The organism is Dorea sp. D27 (genome assembly GCF_001185345.1).
Lineage (GTDB): Bacteria > Bacillota > Clostridia > Lachnospirales > Lachnospiraceae > Extibacter.
This window is the reverse complement of the sequence record NZ_KQ236747.1, coordinates 117,933-132,108: the sequence shown is the minus strand read 5'-3', so window position 1 is coordinate 132,108 and position 14,176 is coordinate 117,933. Positions and strand designations below refer to the sequence as shown.

9 protein-coding genes and 1 riboswitch are annotated in these 14,176 nt (G+C 46.0%); of the genes, 4 read left to right on the top strand and 5 right to left on the bottom strand.

Translation table 11 applies throughout. The features are described from left to right. Positions 1-86 precede the first annotated feature (86 nt). Together HMPREF0980_RS16390 and HMPREF0980_RS16385 are read right to left on the bottom strand one after the other, a co-directional pair. Positions 87-1,370: a sensor histidine kinase gene (locus tag HMPREF0980_RS16390; RefSeq protein WP_049730143.1), complete on the bottom strand. Its 1,284-nt coding sequence runs from the start codon at positions 1,368-1,370 to the stop codon at positions 87-89. Between the two features lie 11 nt (positions 1,371-1,381). Then, positions 1,382-2,083, bottom strand: a complete 702-nt coding sequence (locus HMPREF0980_RS16385) for a LytR/AlgR family response regulator transcription factor (protein ID WP_049730142.1) — start codon at positions 2,081-2,083, stop codon at positions 1,382-1,384. A 356-nt stretch (positions 2,084-2,439) separates the two neighbouring features. On the opposite strand from HMPREF0980_RS16385, the gene HMPREF0980_RS16380 reads away from it, so the two are divergent. The 3 genes from HMPREF0980_RS16380 to HMPREF0980_RS16370 are packed head-to-tail and all read left to right on the top strand — an operon-like array spanning position 2,440 to position 5,682. Continuing rightward, a complete protein-coding gene (locus HMPREF0980_RS16380; protein ID WP_049730141.1) occupies positions 2,440-3,183 on the top strand; it encodes an ABC transporter ATP-binding protein in 744 nt (247 codons plus the stop codon). A gap of 2 nt (positions 3,184-3,185) precedes the next feature. Beyond that, entirely contained in the window at positions 3,186-5,294 is a 2,109-nt protein-coding gene (locus HMPREF0980_RS16375; protein WP_084002905.1) for an FtsX-like permease family protein, read from the top strand. Positions 5,295-5,298: 4 nt separating this feature from the next. Next, positions 5,299-5,682, top strand: coding sequence for a hypothetical protein (locus tag HMPREF0980_RS16370; RefSeq protein ID WP_049730139.1), 384 nt, complete (start codon positions 5,299-5,301; stop codon positions 5,680-5,682). Between the two features lie 170 nt (positions 5,683-5,852). On the opposite strand, the gene HMPREF0980_RS16365 is transcribed toward HMPREF0980_RS16370, so the two are convergent. The 3 genes from HMPREF0980_RS16365 to nifJ all read right to left on the bottom strand — a co-directional run bounded on the left by HMPREF0980_RS16365 (position 5,853) and on the right by nifJ (position 12,006). Continuing rightward, complete coding sequence (locus tag HMPREF0980_RS16365; RefSeq protein ID WP_049730138.1) at positions 5,853-6,287, bottom strand: putative signal transducing protein; 435 nt, start codon at positions 6,285-6,287, stop codon at positions 5,853-5,855. A 19-nt stretch (positions 6,288-6,306) separates the two neighbouring features. Next, positions 6,307-7,875 carry a Na+/H+ antiporter NhaC family protein gene (locus HMPREF0980_RS16360; protein ID WP_442855438.1) on the bottom strand — a complete coding sequence of 523 codons (1,569 nt, stop codon included), beginning with the start codon at positions 7,873-7,875 and terminating at the stop codon, positions 6,307-6,309. Positions 7,876-8,089: 214 nt separating this feature from the next. After that, positions 8,090-8,257, bottom strand: a riboswitch (Lysine riboswitch). A gap of 212 nt (positions 8,258-8,469) precedes the next feature. Continuing rightward, positions 8,470-12,006, bottom strand: coding sequence for a pyruvate:ferredoxin (flavodoxin) oxidoreductase (nifJ, locus tag HMPREF0980_RS16355; RefSeq protein WP_049730136.1), 3,537 nt, complete (start codon positions 12,004-12,006; stop codon positions 8,470-8,472). A gap of 294 nt (positions 12,007-12,300) precedes the next feature. Between nifJ and HMPREF0980_RS16350 the strand changes: the two genes are divergently transcribed. After that, complete coding sequence (locus tag HMPREF0980_RS16350) at positions 12,301-13,689, top strand: sodium-dependent transporter (RefSeq protein ID WP_049730135.1); 1,389 nt, start codon at positions 12,301-12,303, stop codon at positions 13,687-13,689. The last annotated feature ends 487 nt before the right edge of the window (positions 13,690-14,176 follow it).

Genomic DNA, 14,176 nt, shown 5'->3' with positions numbered 1-14,176 from the left:
GTATAGACCAATATGCAGCCTGCTACACTGTGCATTATACCAGTTTTTCCCTGAACATGAAAGGGGTTGTCGGTTTAGTTCTTTTACTATCCTTGTATAAGAATGGTTACTGTAAATGTATCGTCTGTGTAGTCGATTTTTATGTCCCCGTCGTATTTCTCCACAATCCGTGCTACGCTGCCAAGACCAATCCCGTGGAGAGAAGTATCATTTTTACTCGTCTTGTAATGTCCGGATTCTTCTATGATGGCATTCGCCTTAGAGTTTACAAGCTCATAACTAAAATAATTATTTTTACACCGTGCTTTCAATGTAAGAAAACGCATAGAATAGTCCGGTATCTTACAGCAGGCTTCAATAGCATTATCCAGGGTGTTGGCTAATAGAGAGCACAAATCAATATTATCAATCTGAGGCGTTTCCTCAAGGTCGATCTGGAAGCTGCATTGTATATTGTTATTCCTGATAGTCTGTTCTTTGGCGCTTAACACGGCATTGACCGTACTGCTTTTACAGTATACTTTTGCTGATGTTATGAATTCCCTGTCCAGCTCATTCAGATACTGGTCCGCGTCTTCATAGTTTTTGTTATGAAGAAATGTACGGACAATATTCAGGTGGTTCTTCATATCATGGCGAAGGCTACGTATCGTCTGCTGGCCGGCTTCTATTTCTTTATAATAGACCTGCTGGTACTGATAGGTCTTAAGTTCCATCTCTGTACGCATTGTCTTGGCCAGATAGGTGCACAGATAAAAACACCCCATATTCGTAATCAGGCTTGCGATGCATGCGGGATATGCGGCGTAGGAAGTGGCATAAGTTGACTTATAGATGACAGTGATGATTCCGATGAACGAGGACAGGGATACAAGATCAATCAATATCCACATCCGTCTGCTCAAATCATGGACAGCGTGTGGAACATATATCTTTATAAAATAGTAGACTGCATACCATATGGGGATGCGGAAAAACATGGTAACCGTATGGAGAATATTCTGGGCGGTTTCAGTCATCCGGCGCTGGCAGATATGCAGCCAGATAAGATACCCCACATCCTCCAGAATATAGGAAATGGCAGTTATTACCGGAAATATCAGGATAGTAGCGGAGAGCTTCAAAAAGAGGCTGCTTCTGTGGAAGATAAGCATCAGTATGAATAAAGCCAGAAAAGAACCTATAGTGCCGGTGGTTTCCCCGGGAAATATAGAAATATTGGTAGTATATGCAATCAATACCACCTCAAGACATTCCAGTACAAGATTCGCTCTGCGCAGCGGTAGGAATTTCTTAAGTATGAAAAAAAGTAACGCTCCATAGGCAAGAGAAATGGACAAGTTTAAAATAAACTCAATTGTATTCAGCATGATATGTTCTCCTAATGCAGCATATATTTTGCAAAAGCAATGGAAAGATCTGACTTGCAGGAACGGCTCACCGGAAGTGTCTCTCCGTCTACAAGGACACTGTTTCCATTTAATTCTGTAAGATACTTTAAGTTAATCAGATAACGGCTGTGAATACGGATGAAGCTGTCAGGCAGCTGTGATTCCAGTTCACTTAGCTTTTCATAGAAGGAATAGCGTTTCTCTGAGGTGACTGCATGGACAATCCGCTTGTCACTGGCAAAGTATTTAACAGAAGAAAGTGGGACACGGATACTTTTTGCCTGCTGTTCAATGACATAATACTTTTCCAGAGAGATATCCTGAGCTTCCAGTGCCGTATGCAGGACCGCTGTTATCTTATCCCGTTCATACGGCTTCATTATATAATTTAAGGCGCGTACTTCATACCCCTGAAAGACAAAGTCCGGATGTGAAGTGACGAATATAATCTCTCCGCAGCGCTTCCTCGAACGGAGTTCCTTTGCTGTGGATATGCCGTCAAGAGCCTTCATCTCAATATCAAGAAATGTAATCTGGTAATCTGCATTATCTAAGGAATCAAGCAGTTCTTCCCCGCATGTGAATTCAAAAATCTTATAATCAATTCCGCATAAATCCAGTTCTGTACTTATTATTTTTCGTAGATTACTGCGAAAGACTCTCTCGTCGTCGCAGACTGCAAGCTTAAGCATTTATATTTAACCTCCGGTACTTTATGGGTTATCATACCATAACGTGAACCAATCGGGCAGAGCCTCGAAAAACCTGCGGTTTTCCTCGGTCGCTTCGCTCGCCGGATTACCGGAAGTGTAACTGATTGAGTAAACTCATCAGTTACATTTCCGGTAACCCGGCTCTGCCCTGTACGCACATTATACCATAAGCCCGATATATAGAAAAGAAGATGCACCGCATTTCGACAGACTATTTCCAAATACTAAATTTTACAAAAGAGCGGTAAAACTTGACATATTGAAAGGTCGAATCACGTGCCTGTTTCCTATAAAATAAGTAGCAGAAAAGGAAGAGAAAACAGGAGGAATATATGATGTTAAGAGTAGAACACCTTTATAAAAGCTATCAGGCAGGGAAGAACAGATATGAAGTGTTAAAGGACGTATCATTTGAGGTACAGGAAGGAGAATTCGTGGCAGTCATGGGACCTTCCGGTTCCGGTAAAACAACACTGTTAAACTGCATATCTTGTTTCATACCATTTGAAGAAGGAACAGTAAGGCTTAAGGATTCTAATCTTGCCAAGTTAACGGAGAAGCAGATTGCCAAAGTGCGCAATAATAAGCTTGGATTCGTATTTCAGGATTTTATGCTGCTGGATGGGCTGACTGTTTTTGAAAATGTATGTGTCCCAAAATCTATTCGGAAAGAGCCTTTTGAGAAAATGGAAAAGAAGGCAGAAAATCTGCTTCACATGTTCGGGATAAGTGAAATTGCAGATAAGTATCCGGCAGAGATATCAGGAGGGCAGAAGCAGAGAACGGCGGTTGCAAGGGCATTGATGAATGATCCGCTGTTAATCCTTGCGGATGAACCGACAGGGAATCTGGACAGCCGTTCCAGTGAAGCGGTAATCGGTGCGTTTTTGGATGCACAGAAAAAGCTGAAGGCCACTACGTTCATGGTAACCCATGACAGCTTTTCGGCGAGCTATTGTGACAGGGTGATTGTGATGAGAGACGGAGCAATCTACACAGAGCTTGTGAAAAAAGGGAACAGGCGGGAGTTTATGGAAGAACTTTTGACTGTATTAAGAGACTTGAACGGGGGTGAGTAAAGATGACACTTAGTACTTTATGGAGCAGGCTTAGAAAAAAGAATAAAGGAGATTACTGGCAGTTCCGTTTCTGTATGACATTCGCGGTCCTTCTTGTGTCATCACTTCTTATGATGGTGGGCAGCCCTCTGATACAGGATTCCCTGCCGGCAGGTGGAGACAGCGGAAAACAGATCTATCTTATATGCGGTGTGGCACTCTCCGGCTGTATTATATTCGCGGCATATGCGGCACGGCTGTTTCTCAGATATAAAAGCCGTGAGATAGGGATATTTATGGCTCTTGGCGCAGAGAGGAATGTTCTGGCCAAAGCCCTTAGTCTTGAGCTGGCTAAGATTATCGGCGTGTGTGCCGCAGTAGGTGTTCTTCTGGGTGCGGTGATTGCTTTTATTGTAGGAAAACTGATGGAGATGATGACAGCCAGTGTCAGCGATTCCGAATTTGCATTCACTGTTTCGGGAGTTTTGGCTTCTGTGCTGTATGCAGCAGTGCTTTTTATCATGGTTGAGATTTTGGCCTGGAGAGCTATGAAGCGAACGAATATTCTGGAAGTCATTAATGAACAGCGCAGACAGGAACCAATGAAAAAAGCAGTATCCAAATCTTACTTCATAAGCGGAATCATCCTGACTGCTGTGGGTTTTTTCGGAGCGGTAGTTCTGGAACAGATTACAGTGTATGCTTTTGGGCTGTGGTTAGGGGGATGGACCAATGCATTCTACCTCTTAATATTGCTTGGAGTATACCGGATGCTGGTGTATGCGGTATCCAGCCGCCAGAAAGGGAGGAATCCCCAGAAATATTATAATAACCTTATCAACTATGGAATGATAAAATTTCAGGGAGCATCTGTTGTGAAAAATATGCTGGTTATTACACTGCTGATTTTCGCCGGTCTATATGCAATTTCTTATATTCCGGCCAATATGACAACAGATACGATGCTTGAGGATGACTTTTCCTACCGCTATCTGAATGATGCAGATGAACCTTCGAAAGCAGAACTTGATTCACTGGCGGATCAAAATGGTATATCAATAAACGATTACCGGGAAGGGGAATTTATAAGGGTAATAGGCAGCGGAACAGACAGGGACATGTCTGATGATAATAAACTGATAGAAATTTATTATGATGAGTATGCGGAATATGACTGTACCAGTGTTTCTGAATTCGAAAAGCTGACAGGAACGAAGCTTGATATATCAGAAGGCTCATATTACCAGATTGAGGGCAGGAATGCATACGAGAATATCTGGTACAAATTCGGGGACATGGATAAATTATACTGTCAGAGTGAAGAACAGTTCCTGCCGATGAAATACTTAGGAAATACGACTTACCATTCACTTGTCATAACTCCGAGCGTTGGAATGAATACTGGAAGCCGTTTTGTCCTGAACGACGAAGACTTTTCAAGACTTAAAAGCGGGCTCTCGGAAAAAAAACAGGAGACGCAGGTTCTGTTCAACACGGAAGGAAACCTTAAATGTATGGCAGCATTTGCCGGAGATTTTTATGAGTTATTTGTAAATGGGATGTCTGAAGATATGAATGTTATGGACTATTATAATGCTATGGAAGGAGAAAGAAAGGGAAGTGATTACGCAGATTTGGAGGAGGACGCCACTGTAGATGCGAAGAACCCTCTAAAAGAAACAGACTGGCAGTATGCTCCCGTTATGGAACCGCTTTTAAAGCAGCAGAGAACCATGCTTCTGGCTAACAGGCTTCTTCTGTTCGGTTATGTATTTCTGATATGTTTCGCATCTGTGGGAATCATCGGATACACAAGAAGCCAGGGAATGGGAATTGCCAATGCACAGGCATTTGAAGATATTAAGAAACTGGGGGCAGACAGACATTACAGAAGAGAGCTGATGAAAAGCCAGATTAAAAAAGTCTTTGTCCTGCCGACAATAATCGGAGTGGTACTTCTGCTCATATATGAGGCCATGACGCTTACTATGAATGATAAGAACTTTTCTGCGGCAGATAGGAAGGTTCTGATTATACTGGCAGGAGCCGGAATTATAGCAGCACTGTACCAATACGTCATATACAGGGCATCTTTAAAAAAAGTAGGAAACTTTTTAAAATTAAATTCCTGAAGATATGAAAAGAAAAAAATATAATATCTGTTTTGATTGTGCTGATGAGTTCATTATCATACCGCTGGAGAGATTCATGTGCCTTCTGGACGATAATGGCGGCGCTGAAAAAATCTTTATTCCTAAAAAAGAGCTGTGTCCTGACGGGTATGTTGAATATCTGGAGAGGGTGCTGAATACGAACCGGCACCTTCCCCAGTTCTCTTATAAATATGCCGGGGAATCTCCAATTAGAGAACCGGGGATTCTGATTATTATGCAAAGGCAGCTTGCCGGCATGAAGATGAATGGTGAATACTGCTTTGAAGAAGTCAGATTCTTACACTGTGGCGGGAAAGTGGCAGGGTTCCGGCTATGGATAAATGCGAAAGAAAAAGGTATTATTTAAAGGGTGGTGAATATAAGGAATATTTTTTGAGAGGGTCTAACTGGTGAAGAAAGCTGTGGTTATGACAGAAGGGGCAATTTGGAAAGAGATTCTGTATAGCGCAGATACCCCTGTAGCGGTTCAAGGCTTTGAAAAAGCCTGAATTTCTATAGGGGTATCTTCATGTTTCATTAGCCCAAGAATGCATCATACAGGTTCAGAATCAGTGCTGCTGCCACCAATATGCAAAGGACAGCCGCGATAACGCACGCGGTAATCCGCTTGTTTCTGTAAAATGGCGGGACGGGGATATCTTCATCTTCCGCCACCTTCTCCGCATCCTCTGTATTTATCTCCGCTTCGATGCCGTCCACCAGTTCCCGGGCCCGGGCTGCATCGGCTTCATCTACGTACAAGTCTTTCCCGAAGACAGAAAAGCCCATGTAAATGCTCATATAACCTCCGCTTTCCTTGTCGCGTATCCAGCACTTTATACCGTTTCCTTCCAGGACGCCTGCTATCATCCGGGCATGAACTGCATGCTCCACAGTTATGAGCCTGACCGGACGCATGGCCGTTATATGTGCGCCATGTCCGGCTTTCGGCCTCTGTTGTGTCTCCCGCATACTTGCCTCCCCGCGACTGCTATACTTTATCGATGTTGATCACTCTGATTACAAACAATACAATGAGCATCAGCAAGACTCCCACTGGAAGCGCAATCCAGGCAGACTGGACGAACCCGGCGACAATATACGTGACAAAAGACACTGCCGCCACCGTAACTGCATAAGGCAGCTGTGTCGTCACATGATTCACATGATTGCACTGCGCCCCGGCCGACGCCATGATGGTCGTGTCGGAGATAGGTGAACAGTGGTCTCCGCATACAGCGCCAGCCATACATGCCGAGATAGAGATAATCATCATATTTTCATTGGTACCGGCAAATACGGCTACCACAATCGGTATCAGGATTCCAAAAGTGCCCCAAGACGTCCCTGTTGCAAATGCGAGGAAACAGCCCACGAGGAAGATGATAGCCGGCAGAAGCGTTACAAACCCTTTGGCGCTCGACTTCATCATCGCCTCTACGTATGCGGCTGCTCCAAGGCTGTCGGTCATAGCTTTCAGGGACCATGCAAGCGTCAGGATGAGGATGGCAGGTACCATGGCCTTAAATCCATCCGGAATGCAGGACATGCATTCGCCAAACTTCATAACCCGCCTTGCCACATAGAATATGATTGTAATCGCAAATGCAAAGAAGCTTCCAAGCACAAGACCGACCGAAGCATCACTCTGGGAAAATGCCGTGACAAAGTCTTCACCCGAGAAAAATCCACCGGTATAAATCATACCGATTACACAGCAGACGATAAGAAGCAGTATCGGGAACACTAGATCTATGACCTTCCCCTTGCTGTCCTCCCCTGACTCCGGCTCTGCATTGGCATAAGGGCGGTCCGGAGTCGTGTACAAGTCTCCTTTTGCCGCATTTTTTTCATGCAGCTTCATCGGGCCGTAGTCTACTTTCATGAACACGAGTCCAAGCATCATGACGATTGTAAGCAGAGCATAGAAGTTATAAGGAATTGCCCGTATGAATATAGATAGGCCATCCTCCCCTTCCACAAATCCAGTCACGGCCGCCGCCCATGATGATATCGGTGCTATGATGCAGACCGGCGCCGCCGTGGCGTCAATCAGATAAGACAGCTTTGCCCGTGATACGTTGTGCTTGTCCGTCACCGGGCGCATAACGCTTCCCACGGTCAGACAGTTGAAATAATCATCGATAAATATGAGCACGCCGAGTACGATAGTCGCCAGCTGCGCTCCCACCCGTGATTTGATATGTTCCGTGGCCCACCGCCCAAATGCAGCGGAACCGCCTGCCTTGTTCATAAGACAGACCATGACGCCAAGAATGACGAGAAATACAAGGATACCCACATTATAGCTGTCAGAAAGAACCCCTATAATGCCGTCCTGGAATACATGTGTAACCGTCTTTTCAAACGTAAAGTTAGAGTAGAATATACCGCCCATCAAGATCCCTATGAAAAGCGAGCTGTATACCTCCTTCGTGATAAGCGCAAGCACGATAGCCACAACAGGCGGTATAAGCGCCCAAAAAGATGCGTACATATCCGGCACATACTCCGCCGCGTCTTCCGCTGCGAATACAGTCATCGAACTGCACGCCAGCATAAGCAGAAGAACGAGCGTCCCCCATACAACTTTCTTACTTCTTTTGTTCATCTTTCTTCCTCTCTCTTCCCTTTTTTCCCTGAATCCTCACAGTATGGACGTGGAGCAGCCTCCCTATGAGAACCTTATTCCCCATACTGCAAAAACGCCATGAACAACGCCCTTCGGAGGCGCATTCATGGCATAATACATTCGATACTTTATGTACTCATTATACACTGATAGCGCTCCACTGATGTGACAGTCCGCGGCATCTTCTGCACGCGTCCCAGAATGTGCACACGGGATATGCACACCCTTCGGCAGTCTTCCCTTCCACCCAGTACAGTCTCCCGGACTATCGTACTGGATTACTTATGAAAACCGCGCCTCTATCAAGTTCATTATTCATATAGTACATTTGTATCATTTTTACCGGTATTTGTCAATAAATGATATAATTTTGGCACAGGCATCTGCCTCAAATCATACAAGAGGCAGGTAAGGATGAATATCTGATCAATGACAGAACAGTGACATAAAAGAGAGGAGGACAGGGCTGCCCTGTCCTCCTCTTACTATACCCCAGGCCATATGCCCCGGGCAATCTGTCTCTTATTCTCCCCCGTAAAGTGTTACGAGCTTCTTCAGATAGTCATATCTTTCCTTGGCTTCTGCTTCATTCTTAGCGAACAGCTTTTCTGCCTTCTCAGGATTTGCCCTCTTCAGAGCGCTGTAACGTACTTCTCCGTCAAGGAATGCCTGATAATCACCAGTAGGCTCTTTGCTGTCAAGAGTAAACTTCGCTCCTTCTGCAGCAGGATTGAACCGGAAGTTGTTCCAGTATCCGCACTGTACTGCCAGCGCTTCTTCTGTCTGAGCCTTGCTCATGCCCATCTTGATTCCATGGTTGATACATGGAGCATAAGCGATGATAAGTGATGGACCCGGATAAGCTTCCGCCTCCGCTATCGCCTTTACCGTCTGATTAAAGTCCGCACCCATGGCAATCTGTGCCACATATACATACCCGTAACTCATAGCGATACCGGCAAGGTCTTTCTTCTTCGTCTCTTTTCCGCCTGCCGCAAACTGTGCTGTCGCACCTGTCTTTGTAGCTTTGGAGGACTGTCCGCCTGTATTGGAATAAACTTCCGTATCAAATACCATGATGTTGATATCTTCGCCGCTTGCAAGCACGTGGTCAACACCGCCAAATCCAATATCATAAGCCCATCCGTCACCGCCGAATACCCACTGGGACTTCTTAGCGAGGAAGTCTTTGTTCTTCACGATGTCATTACATGTCTCACAACCGCATCCTTCTAACGCAGCCACAAGCTTATCAGAAGCATCTCCGTTTGTCGCTCCGCTGTTAAACGTATCCAGGTATTCCTGGCATGCAGCTTTTACTTCTGCTGATGCTTCATCTGAAGCCAATAAGGATTCTACTTCTTCTTTCAGTCTCTTTCTGATAACCTTCTGAGCAAGCAGCATACCATATCCAAACTCGGCATTGTCTTCGAACAAGGAGTTGGACCATGCAGGACCCTGTCCCTTGTCGTTCACCGTATATGGTGTGGACGGTGAGGAGTTGCCCCAGATAGAAGAACATCCTGTAGCATTAGCGATGTACATCCTGTCTCCGAACAGCTGTGTTATCAGCTTCGCGTATGGCGTCTCTCCACATCCCGCACAAGCGCCCGAGAACTCAAGGAGCGGCTGTTTGAACTGACTGCCCTTTACCGTCTCTGGTTTGAACTTGGCAACAACTTCAGGCTTAACCGGAATCGCTCTTCCAAAGTCGAATCTTTCCTGGCATTTGTCTACATTCGCTTCCATGTTCTCCATAACGAGCGCCTTTTCGCCCTTCTTGCCCGGGCATACGTTTGCACAGGAGCCACATCCGGTACAGTCATAGCCGGATACCGTAATCGCAAATTTCATTCCCGGCATGCCAACCATATCGATTGCCCGCGTTCCTTCCGGAGCTTTTGCAAACTCGTCTTCTGTCAATGCAACCGGACGGATGACTGCATGCGGACACACATAAGCACAACGGTTACACTGGATACAGTTCTCCTCTTTCCAGATTGGAATGTCTACTGCGATACCACGTTTCTCGTATGCAGAAGAACCAGATGGCGTAGAACCGTCAACGTAATCGCTGAATGCTGATACAGGCAGGGAGTTGCCTTCCTGAGAGTTGACTTTGGACTGTATATTCTTAACAAAGGAAACTACATCTTCTCTTCCACCCTTGACTTCTGGTGTAAACAGCCCTTCATCTTCAGAACTCTTCCAGCTGTCAGGAACCGGAACCTCTACCACCTGCTTAGCGCCTGCGTCGATGGCATCATAGTTCATCTGTACAATCTTGTCACCTTTTCTTCCGTAAGTAGCCTTTGCAGCCTTCTTCATAAGGTCGATAGCTTCCTCTTCCGGAATGATGGAGGCAAGTTTGAAGAATGCAGACTGGAGCACCGTATTGATACGTCCGCCGAGTCCGATTTCCTTACCAATCTTGATACCGTCAATCGTGTAGAACTTGATGTTGTGGTCAGCGATATATGCTTTTACCTGTCCTGGAAGATGTTTCTCAAGCCCTTCCATATCCCATGGACAGTTCAGCAGGAATGTTCCGCCGTCAACGAGCTCCTGAACCATGTTGTACTTGTCTACATAAGAAGGATTGTGGCAGGCCACAAAGTTTGCCTGACGAATCAGATAAGTAGACTTGATTGCCTTCTTACCGAAACGCAGATGTGACATCGTAACACCGCCGGACTTCTTGGAGTCATAGTCAAAGTAAGCCTGCGCATACATGTCAGTATTATCACCGATGATCTTGATGGAGTTCTTGTTGGCACCGACAGTACCGTCTGCACCAAGTCCCCAGAACTTACAGTTGATCGTTCCTTCCGGAGTCGTAACAAGAGGAGCGCCTGTTTCCAGAGAGAGTCCTGTCACATCATCTACGATACCGATTGTAAACTTAGCCTTCTCTGTATTATTGAATACTGCAACAATCTGAGCCGGCGTCGTGTCTTTTGATCCCAGTCCGTAACGTCCTGACAGTATAGGAACTGCATCGAATTTAGTACCTTTTAATGCAGCCACTACATCCAGGTATAACGGTTCGCCGAATGCACCTGGCTCTTTTGTCCTGTCAAGTACAGAGATTGTCTTGACCGTATCCGGAATTGCATCTATCAATGCCTGTGCGCAGAATGGCCTGTAAAGGCGTACTTTGACAACACCTACTTTTTCACCTGCTGCCAGCATATAGTCTACTGTCTCTTCAATCGTCTCACAGGCAGAACCCATTGCGATGATGACTCTTTCTGCGTCTGCCGCTCCATAGTAGTTGAAGAGCTTATAGTCTGTTCCGATCTTCTCGTTGACCTTGTCCATGTATTCCTGTACGATAGCCGGCATAGCATCGTAGTACGGGTTACATGCCTCTCTCGCCTGGAAGAAGATATCCGGGTTCTGGGCAGAACCTCTCTGGCAAGGGTGGTTTGGATTCAAAGCATGGTTTCTGAATTCATCGATTGAATCCATATCAACCAGTTCTTTCAGATCTTCGTAGTCCCATGTCTCTATCTTCTGAATCTCGTGAGATGTACGGAATCCGTCAAAGAAGTTGATGAACGGAATCTTTCCCTTCAGTGCCGCACAGTGGGCAACCGGTGTCAGGTCCATAACTTCCTGCACGCTGGATTCACACAGCATAGCCGCACCCGTCTGACGACAGGCGTAGACATCTGAATGATCGCCGAAGATAGATAATGCATGGCTTGCAATCGCACGGGCGGATACGTTGAATACGCCCGGAAGCTGCTCACCCGCTACTTTATATAAGTTAGGAATCATCAACAATAATCCCTGAGATGCCGTAAACGTCGTCGTCATAGCACCTGCTGCCAGCGAACCGTGTACTGCTCCGGCTGCACCCGCCTCTGACTGCATCTCTGTCACTTGGACAGTTTGTCCAAATATGTTCTTCCTGCCCTCTGTAGCCCATTCATCCACGTGTTCCGGCATAACAGATGATGGTGTGATCGGGTAAATAGCCGCAACTTCCGTATACGCATATGACGCATGCGCCGCGGCCTGGTTACCGTCCATGGTCTTCATTTTTCTTGCCATTTTTGTTGTTCCTCCTTAAAATACATTACATATTATTATAACTTGACGTATACATCCATTATATCCTTAGTACCTTTAAAAGTCTAGTGATTATTGGCTTTATTTTGTTCCTTTTTCCGTACACAGGAGCGCCGCGCAGCCCCCTCCGGAATGGATAAAATCTTGACAACTGCATGTTGCTAGGCTATACTAAAAAAGAGGATTGGATTGGGTAAGGATGCTCTCACAGCAGTTGTGAGCGCATCCTTTTTTAATTCAACACTTCTCAAATAAATCAGAGATTGGAGTGTTGTTATGAGTAGTAATGAGGCTGGTACTGGCAGCAGTACGAACGACCAGGCGCAATGGGGTTCGCGCTTTGGGTACATCATGGTTGCGGCAGGGGCCGCAATCGGGCTCGGCAATATCTGGCGGTTCCCATACCTCGCCTACGGAGGAGGCGGAGGCGTATTTATCGTAGTCTATATTCTTATGGCTTTGATTATGGGCTATCCTCTAATCAAGGCAGAAAGCGCCATAGGCCGTTACGCGAGGGCCAATGTGGCGGCGTCTTTCGGTGCCATAAAGAAAAAGTACAGGTTCATCGGCTGGATTGCCATGCTCTGTACGGCTTTGATTGACATGTATTATGTTATCGTCGGCGGATGGGTGCTGAAATATGCAGTCTCCTATATCACCGGCGCAGACTTTGGTTCCGACACACAGATATTTTTTAACAGCTTTACGTCAAAAGCTGCGGAACCTTTGATTTATACGGCAATCGTAATGATAGTCGTAGCGATTCTGCTGTTCTTCGGTATCACGAATCTGGTGGAGAAGATTACCAAGTTCATGATGCCGGCACTGTTTATACTTCTAGTCATTTGTGGTATCTGGGCTGTCTTTTCCACACCTAATGCCGCCGAAGGTCTGAAGTATTACATCGTACCGGATTTCAGCAAGATGAGCGTCAAAGTGTTCGCGGACGCCGCAACGCAGGTGCTGTTCTCTATCGGAATCGGCTGGGGAATCTTTGTCACCCTCGGCGCCAGTCTTCCAAAGTCGAATAACATCAAAAAGGATTCCATATGGATAGCAGTCTGTGACACTGTCGTAGCGCTGACTGCAGGCTTTGTAATTATTCCTTCCGCTTTTGGAGCAGGCGTAGATGTGTCTAGCGGTCCTTCCTTGATCTTCGTGGTAATGACCCAGATATTCTCAAAGCTTCCGGGCGGACGGTTTATCGGCATCTTCTTCTTTATCGCCCTGCTGTTTGCCGCTCTTTCCACGCTGTTCACCATCATCGAGATTCCGAACAAATGGCTGGAAGAGACAGCACATATTTCACACCGGAAATCTACGACCATCACTTCGCTTGTCATCTTTGCCGGCGGTGTCATCGTGTCGCTTGGCTTTGGCGTGTTAAGCGGAGTGCAGCTCCCGTTTATTGATTTAAACGGGGTATCCTATTATAACATTTACAACTGGCTCGATACATTTACCGCATATATCCTGCTGCCTCTTGGCTGTCTCCTCACCTGCTTCTATGTTGCTAAGGTGTGGGGCTTCAAGGATTTTGAAAAAGAACTTACCGTCAACGGAAGAGACGGCGGCTTCTCACAGTTCCAGAAGCTGTTGTACGCGGTTATCGTACCAGTGCTGATGCTTGTCGTAATACTTAACTGCTTTGGATTTATCAAGTAACTGTAGGTTTAGTGAAGCAGGGCGCCGATGGGAAGGCAGGGGGCATCTGCTGCGATGCGTCCGGGACTGCGACTATCACACAGATTCCTAAGCCTGTGGAATGTTCGCCGATAGCGGCTCTCATCCCACAAGCTAAGGAATCTGGTGAGGATTCTCCGTCCCTCCCGCTTATACCTTCGCATCTGTCCCCTGCCTCCCCATCGGCTATCTACTTTACTGGCACGAGCGGGGGTGGCTGTGTGACGTTACTGGCGGCCGGAAGGAATTTATTTGTGCCGGTATATTAATAAAAAAGCTGAGCGAGTGAAAACCTTTGAAAAATGAAATTATTATGAGGAAGAGCCGGAATCAAGTACAGGGCTGCTATGTGAAATAACATCCCTTGCCTGATTTCCGGCTCTTCCTGCAGCAACGGCGTGCACGCCTCGCTGCAAACGTTTAACTGCGATAATATACACCGTTCTAATTTGTATGTGTTGTATACACT

Bases quoted from the DNA above. Each gene is read 5' to 3' on its own strand.
- HMPREF0980_RS16390 (WP_049730143.1), bottom strand. From the start codon at position 1,370: ATGCTGAATACAATTGAGTTTATTTTAAACTTGTCCATTTCTCTTGCC.
- HMPREF0980_RS16385 (WP_049730142.1), bottom strand. From the start codon at position 2,083: ATGCTTAAGCTTGCAGTCTGCGACGACGAGAGAGTCTTTCGCAGTAAT.
- HMPREF0980_RS16380 (WP_049730141.1), top strand. From the start codon at position 2,440: ATGTTAAGAGTAGAACACCTTTATAAAAGCTATCAGGCAGGGAAGAAC.
- HMPREF0980_RS16375 (WP_084002905.1), top strand. From the start codon at position 3,186: ATGACACTTAGTACTTTATGGAGCAGGCTTAGAAAAAAGAATAAAGGA.
- HMPREF0980_RS16370 (WP_049730139.1), top strand. From the start codon at position 5,299: ATGAAAAGAAAAAAATATAATATCTGTTTTGATTGTGCTGATGAGTTC.
- HMPREF0980_RS16365 (WP_049730138.1), bottom strand. From the start codon at position 6,287: ATGCGGGAGACACAACAGAGGCCGAAAGCCGGACATGGCGCACATATA.
- HMPREF0980_RS16360 (WP_442855438.1), bottom strand. From the start codon at position 7,875: ATGCTGGCGTGCAGTTCGATGACTGTATTCGCAGCGGAAGACGCGGCG.
- nifJ (WP_049730136.1), bottom strand. From the start codon at position 12,006: ATGGCAAGAAAAATGAAGACCATGGACGGTAACCAGGCCGCGGCGCAT.
- HMPREF0980_RS16350 (WP_049730135.1), top strand. From the start codon at position 12,301: ATGAGTAGTAATGAGGCTGGTACTGGCAGCAGTACGAACGACCAGGCG.